Source organism: Bosea sp. (in: a-proteobacteria) (assembly GCF_023953965.1).
Taxonomy (GTDB): Bacteria; Pseudomonadota; Alphaproteobacteria; order Rhizobiales; family Beijerinckiaceae; genus Allobosea.
In genome coordinates, this window is sequence record NZ_JAMLIX010000001.1 from 3,003,141 (window position 1) to 3,025,240 (window position 22,100).

The following is a 22,100-nucleotide window of genomic DNA, read 5'->3' on the forward strand; positions in this document are numbered from 1 at the left end:
CGGCGAGCCGTCAGTTCACCACCACGCGGCCGCGCCTGATGCACAGGCTGAGCGAGCCCTCCTTCAGCGCCAGCGCCTTGTCGCCGAAGACGCCGCGGCGCCAGCCCTGCAGGGCCGGCACCTCGGCGAGGTCGTCGGAGGCGATCGCCTCGAGATCGTCGCTGGAGGCGATGATCTTGGGCGCGACGCGCTCGGCCTCCGCCACCGCCTTGAGCAGCACCTTGAGCAGGTCGAGCACCGCGCCGTTGGCCGGCCGGCCGCGCTCGCGCTCCAGCCGGGGCAGGGTCTTGGGATCGATCGCGGCGGCACGCTCGATCGCGGCGAGGACCTCGGTCCCGTTGCGCGAGCGCTCGAAGCCGTTGGGCACGGAGCGCAGCTCGGCCAGCGCCGCGGCCGAGTGCGGGCAGCGCTGGACGATGTCCATCAGCGCGTCGTCCTTTAGCACGCGCTGGCGCGGCACGTCGCGCGTCTGCGCCTCGCGCTCGCGCCAGGCGGCGACCTCCATCAGCACCGGCAGCTCGCGCGATTTGCGGATGCGGCCCTTCAGGCGCTGCCAGGCGTTCTCGGGCTTCACCTCATAGGTTGAGGGCGATGCCAGCACGGCCATCTCCTCCGCGACCCAGCCCTCGCGGCCGCTGGCGTCGAGATCGGCCTTCAGCGCGAGGTAGATGTCGCGCAGATGGGTGACGTCCGATTCGGCATAGGCGAGCTGCGCCTCGCTGAGCGGACGGCGCGACCAGTCGGTGAAGCGCGAGGATTTGTCGATGCGCGCCTTGGCGAGGTCGTTGGCGAGCTGCTCGTAGCCGACCGAGTCGCCATAGCCGCAGACCATGGCCGCGACCTGCGTGTCGAACAGCGGGACGGGCAGCACGCGCCCGAGCAGCCAGACGATCTCGAGGTCCTGCCTCGCCGCATGGAAGACCTTGACGACGTTCTCGTCGACCATCAGCCCGAAGAAGGGGGCGAGGTCGAGCTCGGGCGCGAGCGGGTCGATCAGCACGGCCTCGTCCGGCGAGGCGAGCTGGATCAGGCACAGCTTCGGATAATAGGTCGTCTCGCGCAGGAACTCGGTGTCGACCGTGACGAAGGGGTGGCTCGCAAGGCGTTCGCAGGCGGCCGAGAGCGTGGCGGTATCGCTGATCAGATGCATGGTTTGCCCGTCTTAGCAGACAGAGCCGCAGGATGTCGCGGGCGTTCTTGACATTTCGGACGCGCGCGTGTGCTTAGCCCGCAAGCTTACGGCCGGCCTTTCGGGTCGGCCTCGACCGCATTTCCGAAAGACAAAAGAGCCGTGACCCTGCATCGTTACCGTTCCCATACCTGCGGCGCGCTCCGTGACGGCGATATCGGCCAGAGCGTGCGCCTCTCCGGCTGGTGCCACCGCATCCGCGACCATGGCGGCGTGCTCTTCATCGATTTGCGCGACCATTACGGCATGACGCAGGTGGTGGTGGACCCCGATTCGCCGGCCTTCGCCGATGCCGAGGCCGTGCGCTCGGAATGGGTCATCCGCATCGACGGCAAGGTCAAGGCCCGCCTCGAAGGCACCGAGAACCCCAACCTCGCCACCGGCAAGGTCGAGGTCTTCGCCACGGCGCTCGAGGTGCTGGGGCCGGCGGCCGAGCTGCCGCTGCCGGTCTTCGGCGATCTCGAATATCCCGAGGACACGCGGCTGAAATACCGCTTCCTGGATCTGCGCCGCGAGAAGCTGCACGCCAACATCATGCTGCGCACCAAGGTCGTCGATTCGATGCGCCGGCGCATGAAGGAGCAGGGCTTCTCCGAGTTCCAGACGCCGATCCTGACCGCCTCCTCGCCGGAAGGCGCGCGCGACTTCCTGGTGCCGAGCCGCCTGCATCCGGGCAAGTTCTACGCGCTGCCGCAGGCGCCGCAGCAATACAAGCAGCTCCTGATGATGGCGGGCTTCGACCGCTATTTCCAGATCGCGCCCTGCTTCCGCGACGAGGACCCGCGCGCCGACCGGCTGCCGGGCGAGTTCTACCAGCTCGACGTCGAGATGAGCTTCGTCGAGCAGGAGGACGTCTTCCGCACGATGGAGCCGGTCATCGCCGGCGTCTTCGAGGAATTCGCCGAGGGCCGCACGGTCAACCGCGACTGGCCGCGCATCCCCTATGCCGAAGCGATCGCGAAATACGGCTCCGACAAGCCGGATCTGCGCAACCCGCTCGTCATGCAGGACGTCTCCGAGCCCTTCCGCGGCTCCGGCTTCAAGGTCTTCGCCCGCATCCTCGAGGGCGAGAGGAACCGCGTCTGGGCGATCCCCGCGCCCGGCGGCGGCTCTCGCGCCTTCTGCGACCGGATGAACTCCTGGGCGCAGGGCGAGGGCCAGCCTGGGCTGGGCTATCTCATGGTCAAGGAGGATGGCGAGGGCCAGGGGCCGATCGCCAACAATATCGGGCCGGAGCGCGTGGCTGCCATCATCGCGCAGATGGGGCTGAAGCCCGGCGACGCCTGCTTCTTCGTCGCGGGCGACCCGGACAAGTTCCACAAATTCGCCGGCAGCGCCCGCAACAAGGTCGGCGCCGAGCTGAAGCTGATCGACGAGAACGCCTTCGCCTTCGCCTGGATCGTCGACTTCCCGATGTTCGAGTACAACGAGGACGAGAAGAAGATCGATTTCTCGCACAACCCCTTCTCGATGCCGCAGGGGGGGCTGAAGGCGCTCACCGAGGAAGACCCGCTCTCGCTCAAGGCCTTCCAGTACGACATCGCCTGCAACGGCTTCGAGCTGGCCTCGGGCGGCATCCGCAACCACCGCCCCGAGGCGATGGTGAAGGCCTTCGAGATCGCCGGCTATGGCGAGGAGACGGTGATCGAGCGCTTCGGCGGCATGTATCGCGCCTTCCAGTACGGCGCTCCGCCGCATGGCGGCATGGCGGCCGGCGTCGACCGCATCATCATGCTGCTGGCCGGTGCGACCAACCTGCGCGAGGTCGCGCTGTTCCCGATGAACCAGCAGGCGGTCGACCTCCTGATGGGCGCGCCGGCCGAGGCGACGCCGAAGCAGCTGCGCGAGGCCAATCTCAGGGTCATCACGCCCGAGAAGAACGGCTGATGCCGATGGCCGCGCTGTCCATCGGGCGGATCCTGCCGCTCGTCCTCCTCGCGCCGCTGCTTGGCGCCTGTGTCTCCGGCGAGAGCAGCGCCGGCCGCGCCTCGGCGCTGGCGACGACGGTGTCGCGCGCCAGCGCCTGCAAGGCCGGCGCCCCGCAGCGCACGACGCTCGACCGCTTCCTCGCCGCCGAGAAGGCGCGCGGCGCCGACGCGCAGCAGATATCGGCGGCGCGCGCCGCCTATATCGGCGTGTCGGAGGCCGAGACGATCAATCACGGCGTGAAGCCGCGCCCCTGCACGGCCGAGGAGCGGGCGGAGCTGAAGCAGCGCATGAGCCGCATCCGCGCCGGGGATTTCACGACGCTCTGAGCCGCCCGTGCCGCCTGCATCGATCCGGAAAGCCATCGCCGCCGCGGCCCTGCTCGCGATGCTTGCCGCCTGCACGGCCGCCGGGCCGGAGCCGGGCACGGTGGACTATGCCGCCGCGACCGTCTCGCGCGCCTATGATTGCGGCTTGCGCGTCGATCGCGGGCGCATCATCGCTGGGCTCGACCGGCAGGATCGGCCGCGCTTCGTCGCGGCCAATGCGGGCTATGCCGTGAAGTCCTACAAGGCGCCGCATCGCTGCGAGGCGACCGAGCGCGAGCGCGTCAGGAGCGCGATCGGCACGCTCGCCCGCCGCTGAAATCGCTTGCCTGCGGCCCGGCGATCGGGCCAGAAGGCCGCGATGTCCGCCGCCGCCGTCACCGCCATCGTCGTCAGCTACGACAGCGCGCAAGTGCTGCCGGCCTGCCTGTCCGCGCTGGCTGCCGAAGGAATCGGGGCGATCGTCGTCGACAATGCCAGCGGCGACGCCTCGGCCGAGATCGCGGCGCGCTATGGTGCCCGTGTCCTGCGCAGCGCGCGCAACGAGGGTTATGGCCGCGCCAACAACCTCGGCGCACGGGCTGCCGCGACGCCCTTCATCCTGATCGTCAATCCCGATCTCGAAATCCAGCCCGGCGCGGTTGCGGCCCTGCTGGCGGCGGCGGAAGCCTATCCCGACGCTGCCGCCTTCGCGCCGCGCCTGATCGAGCCATCGGGCCGCGTCTTCCTGCAGCCGCGCTCGCTCCTGTCGCCCGATCATCTCAACCGGGCGCGCCGCATCGTCCTGCCGGAGGGGGATGCCTGCCTGCCTTTCCTGTCGGGCGCCTGCCTCCTGTTGCGGCGCGAGGTTTTCCTGGCGCTCGGCGGCTTCGACCCGGCGATCTTCCTGTTCTACGAGGACGACGATCTGTGCCGGCGCCTGCGCGAGGCGGGGCACGCGCTCGTCCATGTCCATGGCGCCGAGGCCCGGCATGGCCGCGGCCAATCGAGCGCGCCGTCGCCTCAGCGCCGTTTCACCGCGCGCTGGCATCTGGCCTGGTCGCAATGCCATGTCGCGCGCAAATGGGGGCTGCCGCCGCCCGGCCTCGGAAAGGTCGTCGAAAACCTGGCGAAGGCGATCGGTTACGGCCTGCTTCTCAATCGCGACAAGATGCATGCCCATGCCGGCTCGGCGCTGGGCGCGCTCGCCGGCCGTGCCGGCCGCAGCGCGCTGGCGCGGCAGGGCTTAAGCGAGAAGCCGCTGCTCTAAAGATGCAGGTCCTTCATCGGCGTCGCGATGATCCGGCGGATCTCGCGCAGCTGGCGCAGGACGAGCCGGCCCTTGCGCATGAAATTGCTCGACCCGGCCAGCAATTCCGCCTCGCGCGCGGCGAAGGCCGCCTTGCCGGTCTTCGCCGGGATCGGGCTCAGCGCTGCCGGCGCGTCGGCGAGGCCGGCGGCGTTGATCTCGGCCAGTGCCGGCTGCGGCCCGCGCAGGCTCTTGCCGATCGCGATCCGCGCCGCGTCGAGCCGGCTCGAGGCTGCGTCGAGCGCAGGCTTCTGCATCACGGCGCTCGAATCGCGCCACTGGATGCCCTTGCGATAGGCGGGAACCCACTGCACCTGCGCCTCGAGCAGGTTCAGCCCGGCATAGCGGGCAAGCGCCGGGAAGGCATCGTCGTAGAAGCGCCAGCAGTCGACCGGGAAGCGATGGCGCGGCCCGCCGCCGGGCGAGGTGATGAAGGCCAGGCCGTTGCCCTTCAGCACGCGGGAGATCTCCAGGATGGTGATCCAGAAATACTCGGCGTGCTCGAAGACCTCGGAGCAGGTGACGACATCGACGGAGCCGGTGGCGATCTCCTTCCAGTCATAGGGATCGGCGACGACGACCTCGACGTTCAGCCCCGGCTCGATGTCCATGCCGACCAGGGTCCAGGCCGGGTTGCCCATCACGTCGCGATTGGACAGCGACTGGCCGTCGACGATGGCCGAGCCGACATCGAGCACGGTGAGGGGCGTCGTCTCGACATCGGCGAGATAGGCCTTGCGGAAGACCCGCGCCTTGTCGTTCGCGGAAGCGTGCATAAAACCGTCCAGATCGCTTGCGGTAGGGCTGAGGAGGCTCTAGCCGAGGCGGCCGGCCTTCTCCACTGATTTATGGCGCGGCGCCCGGCAGTTTCTCGATCCGTTCCGACAACAGCGTCGGAATGAGCCGCCGGACCTCGGCCTCGGGCAGCAGCCACCATTCACTGCGCAGCAGCGCGGCGATGCGCTCCTCGCTCATCCGGTAGCGCACCACGCGGGCCGGGTTGCCGGCGACGATCGCATAGGGCGGCACGTCCTTGGTCACGACCGCGCGGGCCGCGACCACCGCGCCATGGCCGATGCTGACGCCGGACAGGATCAGGGCCTGCGAGCCCAGCCAGACGTCATGCCCGATGAGGGTGTCGCCGCGCGAGACATGGCTGCCGTCGAGGCCCACGGATTCGGGCCAGAGGCCGGGCAGGGCAGGGAAGGGGTAGGTGGTCGCCCATTCGAGGCGGTGATTGCCGCCGAGCATGATCTCGACCCCGTCGGCGATGGAGCAGTAGCGCCCGATCGAGAGCTTCGCGCCGCTTTCCGGAAAGCGCACCTTGGGGCGGCCATAGGTATAGGCGCCGATCGCGACCTGCCCCGGCCGGCGCGCCAGCAGATTGGCCAGATGGAGGCGGGTCTGGTTGTGCGGGTTGAACCAGCGGCGCAGGAAGCCGCGCGGGCCGGTCGGCAGACCGGCCCACCAGACGGCGAGCGCGCCCGGGCGCCAATCGGCGTCCGGGGCGGGCAGAGGCAATGAACTCACCGCGGCAGGCTCACTGCGCGTCGGCCTTGAGATCGATCTTCTCGAAGATCTCCGTCGGCTCCGTCATGGTGATGACGTCGGCGAGGCCGATTCCCGAAGCCGACCTCGCGCTCGCCTGGACGGTGAGCGTGCCGGGCTTGGCGATGAAGCGGGAGATGGCGCCGGACACCGTCTTGGCCGCGTCGGAGGAGCCGAGAATCGCGGCGAGCCCAAGGCTCGCGATCATGGCGAATTGCTGGCGCACCTCCTCGACCTTGCGCTTGCCCTTGCGCGCCTCGTTCTCCACCAGCTTCTCGGCCAGGCCGAAATTCTGCAGCCTGACCTCGACGCTGCGCGCCGTGGCGCCGAGCGCGGCGACCTGGGCAAGGGCGAGGTCGCTCGAGAACAGATCCTTGGTGACGTTGCCGAGCCTGCCGGAGGCATCGAGCCGGGCAAGCCCCTCGCCGCCGAGCGAGAGCGTGCGGATCGCGATCTCGTTCTTCGCCGCCTCCCAGGCGAGATCGAGCTTCGCCGAGAGGTCGAGCGAGCGGATGCCCATCGCGATCAGGTCCTTCACCGCGGGGTTGCCGGGGACTTCCGAGACCGGGGCGACGAGCCGGTCGATCGTCAGCGCGAGGCTGGTGGGGATGCCGTTGAGCTGCTCGCCCGCCTTGAGCTCGAAGGCTCCGAGCGCGAGCTTGAGCGGCTCCTTGCCGGTGACGCTCGCCGGCGCGTCGATCGAGATGCCGGAGAGGCGGATGGTGCCGATCGTCGGGATGAAGCGGCGGGCATCGATCTGGTCGATCGGCTTGTCCGGCTGGGCCAGCGCCTCCCGCAGGGCGCTGACGACCGGGGCGAAGGAGAAGCCGGAAGAGCTGATCGACTCGATGCCGCCCTTGCCGGGGCCGCTGGCGAAGGACATGCCTTCGATCGCGAAGCCCGATTTGCTCGGCGTGCTCTCGCCGAAGGCGATGCGCTTGATCGTCCAGTCGACGGGGTCCATCGCCTTGGCGCCCTCGACCGCCGGCGGGCGGATGGTGGCGTTGAAATCGCGCGTCTCGCCGCTGCCGTACTCGAACATGTCGAAGACGCCGAGCATCGAGAGGGCGAGCTGCCGCTCCGCCGCGCTCGTGCCGGTCTTCTTCTCGACCCGCTTGCGCTCGATCTCCTCGCTCGCCTTGCCCAGGCGCGCGGCAAGCTCGAGGAGCGGCTCTTCTCCGACCCTGGCGGAAAAGCCGCGCGCGATCGTGCGGCCGAGCGACATCCGGCCGGCCTTGCCCATATCCAGGCTGTAGCCGTCCTGCTCGAAATTGCCGATGATCGGGACCATCGGTTCTTTCGCGCCGGGGGCGGCCTTCTCGGTCAGCACGCGCGCGGTCTGGCGCAGGTCGAGCGCGTCGAAGGCGGTGCGCTTCAGCTCGCCCTTCATCGGGCCGAAGGCCGGGTTTTCGGCGCTGACGCTGCCGCTCGCCGATTCGCCATGCCCGATCCGGCCCTCGCGGATGTCGGTGAGACGGATGTCGCGATAGATCGTGGTCTGCTTCTGGTCGGCCACCGTCTGCACCAGCCTCACTTCGGGGGCGCTGATCTCGGCGGCGTTGAGCCGCGCGGCCCGGGCCGCGGCCGATTCACCCGCTGCAGCACCGGTGAACAGGGCGAGAAAGGCGTCCTTCTCCAGCGTCGAGCCCTTGACCGCGATCTTCGGCGCCTGGATCACCAGGAGGCCGAGGTCGATCCTGACATCGTCGATCTGGAAATCGGCAGCGCGGGCCGAGGTGGCGGCGATGACGAGAACGGCCGCCAGGGCGCTGGCGGCGAGCTGCGTCGTCCGACGAGGGCGCGCGACGATCATGAACATCTCCTGCTTGATGGGCCCGGTGAAACTGCCGCAACCGGATGGCGAAAGAAAGCCGCTCGTCACCGGCAAGGCGCATCCCGCGTTCATAGGATGACGAAAGGCTTGACCGGAAGGCGGCGGGCGCGGCTTTCTGCCGAAGGCGCGCCGCCGGCCGCCACGGAGTATGACGCGATGCATGCCCTCAGAACCGCAATCGCCGCGCTGGCGCTGGCACTGATCGCGCTCGTGCCGTCCGGCCCGTGGGCGCAGGGCCAGCCGGCCGGCGCCGAGGGGGCGGGGCTGGAGGCGCTCGTCATCGTCAGCGGCGGCGTGCGCCATGCCTTCCATGTCGAGGTCATGCGCACGCCCGAGCAGCGGGCGAGGGGGCTGATGTACCGCAACTACATGCCGGCCGACCGCGGCATGCTGTTCGATTTCGCCGTCAGCGAGCCGGTGGCGATGTGGATGCAGAACACCTACATCTCCCTCGACATGCTGTTCATCCGGGCGGACGGCACGATCGCGCGCATCGCCGAGCGCACCGAGCCGCTCTCGACGCGCACGATTCCCTCCGGCGAGCCGGTGCTGTCGGTGCTCGAGATCAATGGCGGCGTCAGCCGGCAGCTCGGCATCAAGCCGGGCGACAAGGTGGAGCACGCCCTGTTCAAGCGCTGAGGACGGACGGCTTTCGCTTGCCGGCGCCGCCTGTGGCATGATAGCCAACCGCAACGTTTGGAATGGCCCGTCGGGGTATAGCGCAGCCCGGTAGCGCATCTGCTTTGGGAGCAGAGGGTCCCAGGTTCGAATCCTGGTGCCCCGACCATCATTCCAGACTTGCATGAGGCGGTTCGCGTCGCGGGCCGCATGAGGTTTGGTGACGGCAGAGCGCTTTCATGATCGCACGCATCTATCGCCCGGCCCGCACGGCCATGCAGTCCGGCACGGCCAACACCGAGCGCTGGCTGCTCGAATACGAGCCGGAGATCCCGCGCCAGATCGAGCCGCTGATGGGCTGGACCTCGTCGTCGGACATGAGGAGCCAGCTCAAGCTCTGGTTCGACAGCGAGGCCGAGGCCGTCGCCTACGCCACGCGCAACGGCATCGCCTACCGCGTCGAACAGCCGCACGAGCCGAAGCGCCGTTCGATCTCCTATTCCGACAATTTCAAGCATTCACGCGTCGGCCAGTGGACGCATTGACGCCGACGGGCGAGGGTTTCTCCCCGCTTTCGGGCCCGTAGCTCAGATGGATAGAGCAGCAGCCTTCTAAGCTGCTGGTCGCAGGTTCGAATCCTGCCGGGCTCGCCATCACATCAAGCGCTTGGTCGCCGTTCCGTCCTATCGGACGTAGAGGGCGATCCAGGTTTTTGTTCCAGCATCCAATGCTCCAGCCGCCTGTGGCGGCGCTTCGTCAGTTGGAAAAAGCCTGCTGCTTTCCACCTGATTTTCCGTTTTCATTCACCCCGCGGGTTCATCGCGGCCCATGCCGCACCGCAAGAAATGTCCGGGCTTTCGGGCGGGCTGCGCAAGGCCGTCAGTGGCTGCCCGGCATGGCGCCCTGCAACGCCCGGGTGGAGATGAAAGTCGGACAATCCAAACACTGCCGTGTCGCGAGGCGCGCAAGAATGGCGCTTGCGGGGAACGTTTTATCGTTCTACTATTATCGAACTTAGGGGGGTGCGGCTGCGCGAAGGGTGGGGCGATCGTCAAACATGATCCCGGCGGCCGATAGGGGCAGACAAGATCGGAGCCATCGCGCACGGCGAAAAACTTGGTGGAATCTCCAGCAGGCGCTGGCGGATAAGGTTTCCCTGAGCCGCTTGTCCCGATGAAGGCCGAGATTACGCAAATCCGTATCGGATACGATTGACGTGGTTCGCAGGGCGGGTCGCAATTGAGCTTGGGGGACGCTCGACCGACCAGACTTGACTTTCAGGATGCGCGGCGGGACCGGATTTGCATTTTTCAAGAGGAGCAAGAGTGTCGACCATGACTGATATTGTACCGATTGGGTCTTTGCCGCCGGTGGGGGAGGTCCCCAGCCGAATGTATGCGCAAACGGTGCGCTCGAACCGGCTCGGAGATCCAGCCGATGCCTTCAGGATCGAGGAAATCGAGGTTCCGACGCCTGGCGACCACGAGGTACTGATCGGCGTCATGGCGGCCGGCCTCAACTTCAACAACGTTTGGGCGGCGAAGGGCGTGCCGATCGACGTCATCGCGGCTCGTCGGGCCCAGGGCTCTCCTCATGATTTTCATGTCGGCGGAAGCGACGCCTCAGGCATCGTCTATGCGGTCGGCTCGAAGGTCTCCGGCATCAAGGTGGGCGACGAGGTCGTCGTGGCGCCGGGAAGCTGGGATCCCAACGATCCCTATGTGCTGGCGGGCAAGGACCCGATGCTGGCCCCCAGCGCCCAGATCTGGGGCTACAACACGAATTTCGGATCGTTCGGCCAGTTCTGCCTCGCCTATGACCATCAGATCATGCCGAAGGCGAAACACCTGACATGGGAGCAGGCCGCGGCGCCCACGCTGGTCGGCGCGACCGCCTACCGGATGCTGCACGGATGGAAGGAGCATGCCGTCGAGAAGGGCGACGTGGTTCTCGTCTGGGGCGGCTCGGGCGGTGTCGGGTCGCAGGCCATCCAGATCGCGCGCGAGGCGGGCGGAATTCCGATCGCGGTCGTCTCGAGTGAAGACAAGGGCGAGTATTGCAAGTCGCTCGGCGCGGTCGGATACATCGATCGTCGCGAGTTCACGCATTGGGGACAGCCGCCGCATTGGACGGACAATGCCGGCCAGAAGGCATGGACCGCCCAGGCGCGCGCTTTCGGCAAGAAGATCTGGGATATACTCGGTGAGCGGCGCAGCCCGCGGATCATCATCGAGCATCCCGGCGAGGACACGGTCCCCACGTCGATCTTCTGCTGCGACACCGCCGGGATGGTGGTGATCTGCGCGGGAACCACGGGTTACTCGGCGGTCGTCGACCTGCGGTACCACTGGGTGCGGCAGAAGCGCCTGCAGGGCTCGCATGGTTCGAATGCCGAGCAGTCCAACGCCTACAACGCGCTCGTGCTCGCCGGACGCATCGACCCGTGCCTGGGCGAGGTTCGCAGCTTCGACCAGGTCGGCCAAGCCCATCAAGACATGATGAACGGAAAGCTTCCCGCCGGAAACACCACCATACTGGTCGGTGCTCCCACCGCCGGTCTCGGTGCGTCCTCCTGAGAAGAATAGCCGCCCCGCAGACCGCTGTCGGGCGGCCAGCTCTCAGGCTTCGGCAGCGTCGCCGGACTTAACCGGCCGGCTGCTCGCTGCCGGCGGAGACGGGGCCGGCGAGCTTGGCCCGAAGACCCGGCATCGCCTCGTCGAGAACGTCCCTGCGCGTCGTGTAAAAATAGTTTCGACCATGCTTCCGCACGGAAATCAGCCTCGCATGAGCAAGAATTTTGACGTGGTAGGAAACTGTCGATTTCGCAACGCCCAGCTTTTCGACGAGCGCCGTGCAAGGCATCTCGCCGGCCTCATCGATCATCTGCACCATTTGGAGGCGGGTCGCTTCACCCATCGCCGTGAAGATTGCGGTGTAGCGTTCAAGTTCGATGGTCATCTGATTCCCAACTTGATTGTTCCGTCGTTCGAAACCTATCTAATGAGATTGCGCACGGGAATCCAGCCGCTTGTGCCGCTCAGCCTCGCGACGGCGCAAGCCGGCCCCGGATGGGGCGGCCGGAGACGGAAGCGCTGCGGGCAGGCAAGGCATTGCGCGCGCTCTTATGCACGTCGGCGACAATGCCGCGCCTGCCTGCCGGGTCCCGCAAGTGTCGCTTGACAGTTCGATAGTTGTAGGATTGTTATGGTGTAGTTGACTTATCCGAATAGGACCGCAGCAGTCTTTTCCGAGGCTGGTTCGCTAGTTTCGTGCAAAGACCCAAGCTCGACCGGAAGCCCTAGCGGAACCAGGGAGGAAAGTTTGAGACAGCGAAACGCCTGTATTGGCGCATCTATAGTGCTATCTTTCCTGATTGCGGGCTTCGGCGGCGGCGGGCCGACGACGGCGAAGGCGCAGGATCTGAAAGGCCGCCAGCTGAACGTCATTTCATGGGGCGGCGCCTGGACGGAAGCCAGCCGCAAGAATTTCTTCGAGCCCTTCGAAAAAGAGACCGGCGCAAAGGTCAACGTCATCCTGGCGACCGGCGATTTCGATGCCGTCGTGCGCTTGCAGATCAATCAGGGCGCGCTTCAGATCGACCTGCTCGATGCCGGCCAGGCGCCGCTCCTGCGCAAGGACGGCTATCTCGAGACCTTCCCGCCCGCGCTCGTGGCCTCCTTGAAGGAGCAGAGCCGGGACGGCATGGTCTCCGCGGATGTGTTGCAGTACGGCAATACGGCGACCGTCATCGCCTGCAACCACGACTTGATCAAGAAATGTCCGACCAACGCGGCGGAGTTCTGGGATGTCAAGGGTTTCCCGGGCACGCGCTCCATCCTCGGCAACTGGACCGCTCCGCTGCATTTCGCGGCGCTCGCCGCCGGCGGTGACCGCAAGCACCTGATGCCGATCGATATCAAGGCAGCGGTCGCCAAGCTGGAAGAGATCCGTCCGCACATCAAGGTCTGGCCGGAGTCCGGAGCCCAGCAGGAACAGGTGCTGGTCGATCGCGAGGTCGGGATTTCCTTCATCTGGAACGGGCGCGCGCATGTCGTGAGGCGCGATGTGCTGCCGAACCTCGAGCTTTTCTGGGAGAGCGCGGTTCTCCCGAGCGACACCGGCTGGCTGGTGCCGAAGGGCGCGCCGAACAAGGAGGTCGCTTTCGCCTTCCTGGACTGGTTCGGCCGCCAGCACGCAGCCCAGGCGGCATGGACCACCGCGCTCACCTATCCGACGCCGAGCAAGGAACTGGCCAGCCGCCTTCCGCCCCAGATCGCCAGCTCTCTGCCTGTCGGCAAGGATATCGTGATGATCGATGGCGCCATTCAGGCCGACCAGGCCAAGGATATGAGGGCCGCCTGGCAGAAATTCGTCACGTCCCGATGATCGCCGACGATGCCCGGCGCGCCGGGCCGGCGCCGGCTGCAGCAGTTTCAATAATCGGCCTAACGGTTGGCTTGACCTGAACAACGCACAACAAAATCAAGAATTGACGATCAAGTTCAATCGTAAATGTTACCGAGTTGGGGAGGGAAACGTGATGCAAATAAACGCCCGCCTGGGCGCGTATATGGTGCTGTCCCTTGTGGCCGGCTTTGGCGCTGCGGCGCCGATGGCGGCACATGCGCAGGATCTGAAGGGCCGCCAGCTGAATGTCGTCTCATGGGGCGGCGCCTGGACGGAAGCGAGCCGCAAGAATTTCTTCGAGCCGTTCGAAAAGCAGACCGGCGTCAAGATCAACATCATCCCGGCGACCGGCGATTTCGACGCCATGGTACGCCTGCAGACGAATCAGGGTGCGCTTCAGATCGACCTGCTCGATGGCGGTACGGCATCGCTTCTGCGCAAGGACGGTCTTCTCGAAGCCTTTCCGCCCGAGCTCATGGCCTCCTTGAAGAAGGAGAGCCGCGAAGGCACGGTCTTCGAGGATCTGGTGTCCTATGGCGGGACGGCGGGCGCGATCGCCTGCAACCGCGATATGGTCGCCAAATGCCCGACCAACGCGGCAGAGTTCTGGAACGTCAAGGATTTCCCGGGCTCGCGCTCCATATTGGGTTCCTGGAGCTACCCGTTGCAGTTCGCGGCGCTCGCCGCCGGTGCCGACCGCAAGAACCTGTTTCCGATCGATATCAAGAAGGCCGTCGCCAAGCTCGAGGAAATCCGCCCGCACATCAAGGTCTGGCCGGAGTCCGGAGCCCAGCAGGAACAGGTCCTGGTCGACCGTGAGGTCGCGATTTCCTACATCTGGAACGGGCGCGCGCATGTCGTGAGACGCGATGTCCTGCCAAATCTCCAGATCTTCTGGGAAAGCGCGGTGCTCGGCGTCGACGGTGGCTGGCTGGTGCCGAAGGGCGCGCCGAACAAGGATGTCGCGTTCATCTTCCTGGACTGGTTCGGCCGCCAGCACGCAGGTCAGGCGGCATGGACCACCGCGCTCACCTATCCGACGCCGAGCAAGGAACTGGCCAGCCGCATCGCGCCGGAGATTGCGAATTCGCTTCCCGTCGGCAAGGACGTCGTGATCATTTCCGGTCCGCTCCAGGCGCAGCAGTCCAAGGATATGAGGGCGGCCTGGCAGAAGTTCATCACCAACCGGTAAGGGCGTGACCAGCGCCGGGTGCCGCGGCTCACCGCCGTGGCTCCCGGTTACCCAAAAGCCTGACGAAATGTTTCGTTCCTGAGATTGCGGATCAGCTCCGGCTTCCGCGCGCTTCGGTGAATGATGTTGTGCCGTCCGCCTGCCATTCCAGGATGAACGCGGCGCTGTTGCTCCACGCCGACAACCGAGGCCTTTATTCCTCGCACCGGCTTGCCGGCGCCTCGCCGGCTTCGTCGCGGCACGCAACCCCGCCCGCCGGGTCGAGACCCTCGCGTGTCCGACACCCGGTAGACCATCTGCAAGCAGTGGACATCCGCAAATCAGGTTGAGCCCAATCCACCAAATGCCGGGACCGAACACCCAGGCAGCCATCTTGTTCAGGAACACCCAATGTCCGAAAACCCAGATCCCGTCCTCATCATCGAAAGGGACGGACCTGTTGCCCTCCTGAGGTTCAACCGTCCCAACAGCCTGAACGCATTCAATCTCGAATTGCGCACGGAGATCGTCCGGGTGCTGGCGGAACTGGCCGTCGACGACGGGGTTCGGGCGGTGGTGCTCGCGGGTTCGGGGCGCGCTTTCTCGGCGGGCTATGACATTTCGGGCGGCGGCAGCGGCGACAGGAAGCCGACGGTCGCCGAATACCAGAAGATGTACGACGGCGAGGTCGGGCATTTCCCGCTGGCGATCTGGGATTTTCCGAAGCCGATCGTCGCGGCCGTCCATGGTTACGCGGTCGGCGGCGGCTGCGAGATCGCCATGCTGTGCGACCTGACGGTCTCGACGGAAACGGCCAAGTTCGGCGAGCCGGAGATCCGGTTCGCCTCCAGTTCCACCCTGGTGCTGCCTTGGCTGGTGCCGATGAAGGCGGCGCGGGAGATCCTCTATTCGGGCAAGCTGATAGCCGCCGGGCGCGCTTATGAGCTCGGCATGATCAACGAGGTCGTGCCCGACGGCGACCATGAGCGCGCCGCCATGTATCACGCGCAGCTGATGTCGAAGGTCGCGCCGCTTGCGCTGCGCCTCCTGAAGGCCGGCCTGAACCGGACCTATGAGATGGCGGGCTTCCGCAATGCGATCGCTTTCCATGACAATCTGACCGCGATCATTCACGGTTCGGAGACGGCCGAGGGGCTGGCGTTCCGCGAGGTCCAGAAGAAGGACGGCTTGCGCGCGGCCCTCAAATGGCGTGACGCGCAGTTCAGCCAGGTCGATGAATTGTATGGAAAGAGCGGAGGAGTGCAGTGACGATGGCCTTGGACAGCAGTGCCGTCGCGAAACGCAACAAATCTCGCAGCCGCGCCTGGCGCCCGGAAATCGGCGCTCTGCCAAGCCTGCTGCTGGTCCTGCCGTTTGCCGCCATGCTGGCGTTCTTCGTCGTCTACCCGTTCATCCGGCTGACGCAGATAGCCGTGTTCTCCGAAGGAGCGCTGCAGAATCTCGTCGATTTCTTCAGCGACAGCTCCAACCTGGTGGTGCTGCGCACGACCTATGTGATTTCCGCCATCGTGACGGTGCTGGCGATCCTGTTCGGCGGGGTCCTGGCCTGGACGCTGAAGACCACGCGCAGCGCCACGGTCCGGTTCATCATCCTCGCATCGGTGCTCGTCCCGTTCTGGATGGGCACGATGATCAAGCTCTACGCCTGGACCGTGATCCTGCAGACGAATGGCCTCGTCAATAATTTCCTCGTGGCGACCGGCATCCTCAGCGACAAGACGCGGCTCGCCTTGCTCTACAACGAGCTGGCGGTCGTCATCGGCATGGTCAGCCAGATGTTGCCTTTCGCGGTACTGCCGCTCGTGGTGGCCTTCTCGAGCATCGATCTCGACATCGTACGCGCGGCCGAGGGCCTCGGCGCGGCGCGCCTGCGGGCGATCGTCTCGATCGTGATCCCGTTGGCGATCCCGGGAATATTGGCGACGACGATGCTGGTCTTCGTTCTGTCGACCGGGTTCTTCCTCACGCCGGTGATCCTCGGCGGCATCACCTCGCCGTTCACGGCCTCGCTGATCTACCAGAATGTATTCACATTCTTCGATCTCAACGCGGCTGCGATAACAGCGTTGGTGCTCGTGGTCTCGGCTTCCATCGTCATACTCCTCGCGTTCAAGATCGTCGGCGCCGATCGTATCAGGAAGGCATTGGGATGAGCACTGCAGCCATGCATGGCGGCTCTACTCTCAGCCGCTCGAACCAAATCCTTGCGCATTGGAGTGTCAGGGCGATCTTTACCGGACTTCTGGTCCTGGTGCTGACGATCGCGGTATTGTTCACGCTCGTTCCCGCGGCTCTGGTGGTCGTGCTCTCGTTCTCGAACGAGAAGCTGATGATCTTCCCGCCGCGGGAATGGGGCTTCCGGCAATATGAGATACTCGCCGATGCCAAGTTCTGGCTGACGGCCGTGCGCACCTCGTTCGGGCTGGCGCTGTCGTCGGCGATGCTGGCGCTCGCCGTCGCCGTGCCCGCCGCCATCGCGCTGAACCGCGGCCAGGTCTGGGGCAGGCAGGTTCTGGCGGGCGTGGGCCTGGCGCCGTTGATCCTGCCGGGCGTCGCCTACGCGGTCTCGGTCTACATGGTCTTCCTGCAGGCCCGCGTGATGGGGTCGCCGTTCTGGGTGGTGCTGGTCTATGCGACGCATGCGTTCCCCTATGTGCTGCTCATCGTCGGAACGGCCATCAACCGCATCCCCAAGGAGCTCGAGCTGGTCGCCATGACCCTGGGCGCGAGCAAGACGCGGGCGACGGTGAACATCACCGCGCGGCTGCTCGTGCAGGCGATGGCCGCGGCGTTCGTCTTCGCGTTCATCGGGTCGTTCGATGAATCGACGCTGATCGTGTTCATCGGCGGGCCGGGGCTCGTGACGCTGCCCAAGGGAATCTTCGACTCGCTCAGGACCGGCATGGAGCCTGTGGTCCTGGCGATCTCGACGATCCTGATGGTGTTTACGGGAATATTGGCTGCGGTTGCGAGCTACTGGCGCTCCAACAGCACGAGATAGACGCATTACTTTAATTCTGGAGGAGCGCTTCGCAATGGCGGGCACGTCTATCGTATCGGGGCTGGAGCTGCAGTCGCTGACGAAGAACTTCGGTCCGGCGAGAGCCGTTCGCGGGATCAATCTGTCGGTCGCGCAGGGGGAATTTCTGACGGTGCTCGGGCCGTCGGGGTCGGGCAAGACGACCGTGTTGAGGATGATCGCCGGCTTCACCGATATAACCGGCGGCCTGATCCTGCTCAGCGGCCGGGACGTTTCGAGAATGACCCCCGCCGAGCGCAATATCGGCATGGTGTTTCAGAACTACGCGCTGTTCCCCCACATGTCGGCGGGCGACAACATCGCCTACGGGCTGAAGATGAGGGGATGGGGCAAGGCGGAGCGCGTTCGCCGCGTCGACGAAATGCTGGAGCTGGTCGGTCTGGCCGGAATGGGCGCGCGCTTGCCGCGTGAGCTTTCCGGCGGACAGCAGCAGCGGGTCGCACTGGCCAGAGCGCTGGCGTTCCGCCCCGAACTGCTTCTGATGGACGAGCCGCTGGGCGCGCTCGATCGCGAGCTGCGCATCCGCATGGCCGGCGAACTGCGGCGTATCCATGCCGAGACCAAGACCACGGTCGTCTACGTCACCCACGACCGGGAGGAAGCCCTCACGCTGTCGGACCGCATCGCGGTGATGCTCGACGGGCGGGTGGAAGCCATCGACACGCCGGAGCGGCTCTACCGGCAGCCCAGCTCCAGCTTCGTCGCCACCTTCTTCGGCGGCCACAACCTGGTTGCCGGCAAGGCCGTGCGCCCGCTCGGGGACGGCATGATCCGGGTGCACATTCCCGTCTTCGACAAGGAAGTCGACATTCTCGCCGGCACGCATGTCTCCGGGGAGATCGCCGTCGCCGTGCCGGCCCAGGCGTTCCGCTTCGCGCAGGATGTGAAGCCGAACGAGATGCGCGTCACGTTGCAGGCTCACGAGTCGGTCTACATGGGCGATGTCACCCGGATCGTCGGCATCGCGCATGGACCGGGCACCAACTCCGATTTCCAGATCGAAGTGCCCGGCCATCATCTCGATGCCGCGTCGGCGGGCCGCAATCTCGATATGGCGCTGGATCTCACCCGCTGCGTCGCCGTGCCGATAACGGAGCGGGTCAAGGGTTCCCACACGGCCGAGGCGGCCTGAGGAAGGGACGCGCGCCGACTCGCCAGGGGGGCGAGCTGCCGCAGGTCCGAGCGAATTTTCGATGTTCTCTATCTGGAGAGGTGGATAGTCGTGCCTAAAAAGAAGTATATAGACAGTAAGTCAATGAAGCGGCTTTTCCGCCCGAAGTCGATTGCCGTTGTGGGGGCCAGCCCGTCCCATCAGTGGCTGAAGAAATCGATACTCAGCTTCCCCGACATGGGCTACGAAGGAAAGGTGTACGCGGTCAATCCCCGCTATAGCGAAGTGGCCGGGGCGCCCTGCTTTCCTTCCCTGTCCGATATCCCTGAGGTTCCGGATGCGATCCTGATCGGCCTGAACCGGGACCGGGTGCTTCCCGTCGTCGAGGAAGCCATCAGCCTGGGCATCGGCGGCGCCGTCGTGCTGGCCATCGGCTTCGCCGAGGCCGGCGAGATCGGCCGTGAACGCCAGCAGCGGATGCGGCAGATCTCGCTCGATGCGGATTTCGCGCTGGTCGGCCCCAACTGCCAGGGGCTGGTCGACTTCACCTCGCGCACGGCGCTCTATATGGGCAAGGTGGCCGCCTACGAGCCCGGCGTCGTGGCGCTGATCTCGCAAAGCGGCTCCGTGACGACCGCCCTGACCGACAATAATCGCGGCGTGCGCTGGAGCCAGATCGTTTCCGCCGGAAACGAAGCCGTCGTCGACAGCGCCGACCTGCTTCGCTACTTCGTCGACGATCCGGGCGTGAAGGTCATCGGCGCGTTCCTGGAGACCATCCGCGATCCCGAGCGCTTCTTCGCGGAGTGCGACCGGGCCAAGGCGGCCGGCAAGCCGGTGGTCGTCCTGAAGTCGGGAACGAGCGAGGCGGGCGCCCAGGCCGCTGCGGCGCATTCCGGCGCGCTGGCCGCGCCCGATCGCCTCTACGACGCCCTGTTCGCGCGCCATGGCGTGCATCGCGCCAGATCGATGGAAGCGCTGCTCGAGACATTGCTGGCGATGCAGCTCGACAGGCGCCCCCGGTCGAACCGCATGGCGAGCATCACCGCCTCCGGCGGCCAGATCGAGCTGATCCTCGATCAGACCGACAAGACCGACCTGACGCATGTGCCGTTCACGCCCGATACCGCCGCTCTGCTGCGGAAGCGGCTGCCGGACTTCCTGGCGACCACCAACCCCCTGGACTACTGGGGCATGGACGACCTGGAAAACAATCACCCGGCGCTGCTGCACGAAATCGCGTCCGACCCGAACATCGACATCGTCCTGAGCGCCGCCGGGTTTTCCTCGTACCCGACCAACACCGACCGGGGCGAGCTGGAAGAGCGTCTCATCCCGCACAAGGCCCTGGCGGCCAAGCACGACAAGGTCGTGGTGATGCTGGATACGGTCGACGGCACGGTGCCCGGCGAGATCGCCGAAAGCGGCCTCAAGGGCAATATCCTGGTCCTGTCCGGTCTCTCGGAAGGATTGGAGGCGTTGAGCCACCTGGTCGCCGACGGGAAAGCGGCGCACAAGATGGCTCCCGCCCCCGCATTCGACGTGGCCAAGACGCGCGCGCTGTTCAATGCGATCAAGGCGCCGTCCTCCGGCATGCCGACATCCGATCTGCTCACGGCGGCCGGATTGCCGGTGGTGGAGTCCCGTCACGCGCTTTCGGCGGATGCCGCGGTGCGGGCGGCGTCCGAGCTCGGCTATCCGGTCGTCATGAAGGTCGCCGATCCGAGCCTGCTTCACAAGACCGAGGTCGGCGGCGTTCTGGTCGGCGTCAAGGACGCGCTGGCCGTCACCGATGGCTTCGACAAGCTGAGCGCGATCGCGCCCGGCGGCGTGGTCGTCCAGCCGATGATGGCAGGCGATGTCGAGCTCTTTGCCGGCTTCACCAACCATGAGGAGCTCGGGCCGTTCCTGATCGTGGGAACCGGGGGAATCTGGGCCGAGCTGTTCGACGACGTCAGCGTCAGGCCGGTGGGGCTGGCCGCGGGCGAGGCGAGGGCGATGCTGGAAAGCCTGAAGGGCTATCCGCTGCTGCGCGGCGTTCGCGGCAAGCCGGCTTGCGACATCGACGCCGTCGTGGCGCTGATCGAGAAACTCGATGCCTTTGCCCGCGAGTTCGGCGACAAGATCGCGGCGATCGACCTCAACCCGATCATGGTCACGCCCAAGGCCGCGGTGATCGTCGACACGCTGGTGATCCCGAAGGGATAGCCCGAACCCCTGCCGGACTCAGGGAAAGAGAGGCGCGCCTCACGCGGCGTGCCTCTTTCGCGCGCGTTGCCGGCGTCATGCCGCACGAAGCTGGATTGAGACATGCCGGCGCCGGGTCGAGCGAACGGGAAGAGCGATTTCGAATGATGCAGCACGATTCACCGCCCGCCGCCGTTGCGATGGCGATCGACATGGACGGTTGGTATTCCTGGCGGCGGGCCTTCTATTCGGTGCTCATCGGCATGATCACCAATGCGAGCATGTGGACGTCGGTGACGCTGATGCCCGTGCTTCAAAGCGAGTTCGGCCTGACGCGCACGGAAGCCTCCTATCCCTACATCGCCATCATGTTCGGCTATCTGGTGGGCGGGCCCGTGCTCGGCCGCTGGAGCGATCGATACGGCGTGGCCAATATCCTGGTGGTCAGCTCCATCCTCGCCAGCCTCGGCTATCTGGTCGGCGCGATGATGCACAGTTTCTGGCCGTTCCTGCTGACCCAGCTTTTCGTCGGTCTGGGTGCCGCCGTCGGCCTCGCGCCGCTCACCGCCGATATTTCGCACTGGTTCCGAAAACGGCGCGGCATGGCGATCACGGTCGTGTCCTCCGCCGGGTATCTGTCCGGCGCGCTCTGGGCGATAATCATCGGCAATATGGTGCGCGACGGCAGCTGGCGCGATGTGCACCTGCTGATCGGCGGTGTCCTGCTGATGGTGGTGCCGCTGTCGTTCCTGCTGCGCCGCCGCGTTCCGTCGGATGTCCTCGACGAGGCGGATCGCAGCTCGTCCCAAAAGGCGAAACATGTCGGCCTGTCGCCGCTGACGATCAAATCGATACTCGTCCTGGCCGCCGTGAGCTGCTGCATCGCCATGGCGATCCCGCAGATTCACATCGTGGCGCTGTGCGGCGACCTCGGTTTCACCGTCAGTCAGGGAAGCGAACTCATTTCCATGATGCTTCTCGGTGGCATCGCTTCACGTTTCGTCTGCGGCGCGATCATCGACATCGTCGGGCCCGTCACCATCCTTTTCGTCGGCTCCCTGCTGCAGATGCTGGCGCTCACCTTCTATATCCACGCCGATGGGCTGGCCTCGCTGCAGCTGGTGAGCGTCGTGTTCGGCCTCGCGCAGGGGGGGATCCTGCCGTCCTATCCATTGATCGTGCGGGAATATCTTCCCGCGCGTTCCGCCGGAGCGATCATCGGGGTCGTCGCCGCGGGAAACATATTCGGCATGGCGTTCGGAGGATGGATTTCGGGCTGGATCTATGACCAGACCGGGTCCTATTTCGTCGCCTTCCTGAACGGCATCGGCTGGAACGGGCTCAACGTGATCCTGATCGGCTCTCTGGTTCTGCGGATGAGGACGCCGCCGGCGGGGCAAACGCGCCGGGTCGAAGCCGTGTAAATCCCGCATC

General features: G+C 66.0%; 20 protein-coding genes and 2 tRNA genes. 17 read left to right on the forward strand and 5 right to left on the reverse strand.

Features of this window, described 5'->3' with window-relative positions; translation table 11 throughout:
* Positions 1-10: 10 nt before the first annotated feature.
* The gene (gene rnd, locus M9917_RS14250) at positions 11-1,150 is read right to left on the reverse strand and encodes a ribonuclease D (protein ID WP_297254529.1); all 1,140 of its coding nucleotides are present in this window, start codon (positions 1,148-1,150) and stop codon (positions 11-13) included.
* 147 nt (positions 1,151-1,297) lie between these two features.
* Between rnd and aspS the strand changes: the two genes are divergently transcribed.
* From aspS to M9917_RS14270, 4 genes are read left to right on the forward strand one after another with little or no spacing between them, the layout of a single operon-like run.
* On the forward strand, positions 1,298-3,076 hold the full coding sequence (gene aspS, locus M9917_RS14255) for an aspartate--tRNA ligase (RefSeq protein WP_297254882.1): 1,779 nt from the start codon (positions 1,298-1,300) through the stop codon (positions 3,074-3,076).
* On the forward strand, positions 3,076-3,444 hold the full coding sequence (locus M9917_RS14260) for a hypothetical protein (RefSeq protein ID WP_297254530.1): 369 nt from the start codon (positions 3,076-3,078) through the stop codon (positions 3,442-3,444). The genes aspS and M9917_RS14260 overlap by 1 nt, the downstream gene beginning before the upstream one ends.
* 7 nt (positions 3,445-3,451) lie before the next feature.
* Positions 3,452-3,760: a hypothetical protein gene (locus tag M9917_RS14265; protein ID WP_297254531.1), complete on the forward strand. Its 309-nt coding sequence runs from the start codon at positions 3,452-3,454 to the stop codon at positions 3,758-3,760.
* A gap of 42 nt (positions 3,761-3,802) precedes the next feature.
* The gene (locus M9917_RS14270) at positions 3,803-4,690 is read left to right on the forward strand and encodes a glycosyltransferase family 2 protein (RefSeq protein WP_297254532.1); all 888 of its coding nucleotides are present in this window, start codon (positions 3,803-3,805) and stop codon (positions 4,688-4,690) included.
* Here the strand turns inward: M9917_RS14270 and M9917_RS14275 are convergent.
* From M9917_RS14275 to M9917_RS14285, 3 genes are all read right to left on the reverse strand, one after another.
* Positions 4,687-5,505 carry a class I SAM-dependent methyltransferase gene (locus M9917_RS14275; protein ID WP_297254533.1) on the reverse strand — a complete coding sequence of 273 codons (819 nt, stop codon included), beginning with the start codon at positions 5,503-5,505 and terminating at the stop codon, positions 4,687-4,689. The genes M9917_RS14270 and M9917_RS14275 overlap by 4 nt on opposite strands.
* 70 nt (positions 5,506-5,575) lie before the next feature.
* Positions 5,576-6,163 carry a CatB-related O-acetyltransferase gene (locus M9917_RS14280; RefSeq protein ID WP_297254883.1) on the reverse strand — a complete coding sequence of 196 codons (588 nt, stop codon included), beginning with the start codon at positions 6,161-6,163 and terminating at the stop codon, positions 5,576-5,578.
* Between the two features lie 106 nt (positions 6,164-6,269).
* Positions 6,270-8,090: a hypothetical protein gene (locus M9917_RS14285; RefSeq protein WP_297254534.1), complete on the reverse strand. Its 1,821-nt coding sequence runs from the start codon at positions 8,088-8,090 to the stop codon at positions 6,270-6,272.
* 177 nt (positions 8,091-8,267) lie between these two features.
* Between M9917_RS14285 and M9917_RS14290 the strand changes: the two genes are divergently transcribed.
* The 5 genes from M9917_RS14290 (at position 8,268) to ccrA (ending at position 11,305) form a co-directional block, all read left to right on the forward strand.
* The gene (locus tag M9917_RS14290; RefSeq protein WP_297254535.1) at positions 8,268-8,750 is read left to right on the forward strand and encodes a DUF192 domain-containing protein; all 483 of its coding nucleotides are present in this window, start codon (positions 8,268-8,270) and stop codon (positions 8,748-8,750) included.
* 71 nt (positions 8,751-8,821) lie between these two features.
* A tRNA-Pro gene (locus tag M9917_RS14295) sits at positions 8,822-8,898 on the forward strand.
* A gap of 70 nt (positions 8,899-8,968) precedes the next feature.
* On the forward strand, positions 8,969-9,274 hold the full coding sequence (locus tag M9917_RS14300) for an ETC complex I subunit (protein ID WP_297254536.1): 306 nt from the start codon (positions 8,969-8,971) through the stop codon (positions 9,272-9,274).
* Between the two features lie 31 nt (positions 9,275-9,305).
* Positions 9,306-9,382: transfer RNA gene (locus M9917_RS14305), tRNA-Arg, on the forward strand.
* Positions 9,383-10,063: 681 nt separating this feature from the next.
* Entirely contained in the window at positions 10,064-11,305 is a 1,242-nt protein-coding gene (gene ccrA / locus M9917_RS14310; RefSeq protein ID WP_297254885.1) for a crotonyl-CoA carboxylase/reductase, read from the forward strand.
* Between the two features lie 67 nt (positions 11,306-11,372).
* Here ccrA and M9917_RS14315 read toward each other — a convergent pair whose 3' ends face one another.
* Positions 11,373-11,687, reverse strand: a complete 315-nt coding sequence (locus tag M9917_RS14315; RefSeq protein WP_297254537.1) for an ArsR/SmtB family transcription factor — start codon at positions 11,685-11,687, stop codon at positions 11,373-11,375.
* A 255-nt stretch (positions 11,688-11,942) separates the two neighbouring features.
* Here M9917_RS14315 and M9917_RS14320 point away from each other — a divergent pair, with 255 nt between their 5' ends.
* The 8 genes from M9917_RS14320 to M9917_RS14355 all read left to right on the forward strand — a co-directional run bounded on the left by M9917_RS14320 (position 11,943) and on the right by M9917_RS14355 (position 22,090).
* A complete protein-coding gene (locus tag M9917_RS14320; RefSeq protein WP_297254538.1) occupies positions 11,943-13,115 on the forward strand; it encodes an extracellular solute-binding protein in 1,173 nt (390 codons plus the stop codon).
* Between the two features lie 184 nt (positions 13,116-13,299).
* A complete protein-coding gene (locus tag M9917_RS14325) occupies positions 13,300-14,328 on the forward strand; it encodes an extracellular solute-binding protein (protein WP_297254539.1) in 1,029 nt (342 codons plus the stop codon).
* 390 nt (positions 14,329-14,718) lie between these two features.
* Positions 14,719-15,576 (forward strand): enoyl-CoA hydratase/isomerase family protein, encoded by an 858-nt coding sequence (locus M9917_RS14330; RefSeq protein ID WP_297254540.1) that lies wholly within the window; start codon positions 14,719-14,721, stop codon positions 15,574-15,576.
* A gap of 2 nt (positions 15,577-15,578) precedes the next feature.
* Positions 15,579-16,481 (forward strand): ABC transporter permease, encoded by a 903-nt coding sequence (locus tag M9917_RS14335; RefSeq protein ID WP_297254541.1) that lies wholly within the window; start codon positions 15,579-15,581, stop codon positions 16,479-16,481.
* A complete protein-coding gene (locus M9917_RS14340) occupies positions 16,478-17,329 on the forward strand; it encodes an ABC transporter permease (RefSeq protein WP_297254542.1) in 852 nt (283 codons plus the stop codon). The genes M9917_RS14335 and M9917_RS14340 overlap by 4 nt, the downstream gene beginning before the upstream one ends.
* 34 nt (positions 17,330-17,363) lie before the next feature.
* Complete coding sequence (locus M9917_RS14345; RefSeq protein ID WP_297254543.1) at positions 17,364-18,500, forward strand: ABC transporter ATP-binding protein; 1,137 nt, start codon at positions 17,364-17,366, stop codon at positions 18,498-18,500.
* Positions 18,501-18,623: 123 nt separating this feature from the next.
* Positions 18,624-20,687, forward strand: a complete 2,064-nt coding sequence (locus tag M9917_RS14350; protein ID WP_297254544.1) for an acetate--CoA ligase family protein — start codon at positions 18,624-18,626, stop codon at positions 20,685-20,687.
* 143 nt (positions 20,688-20,830) lie between these two features.
* Positions 20,831-22,090 (forward strand): MFS transporter, encoded by a 1,260-nt coding sequence (locus M9917_RS14355; protein WP_297254545.1) that lies wholly within the window; start codon positions 20,831-20,833, stop codon positions 22,088-22,090.
* Positions 22,091-22,100 lie beyond the last annotated feature (10 nt).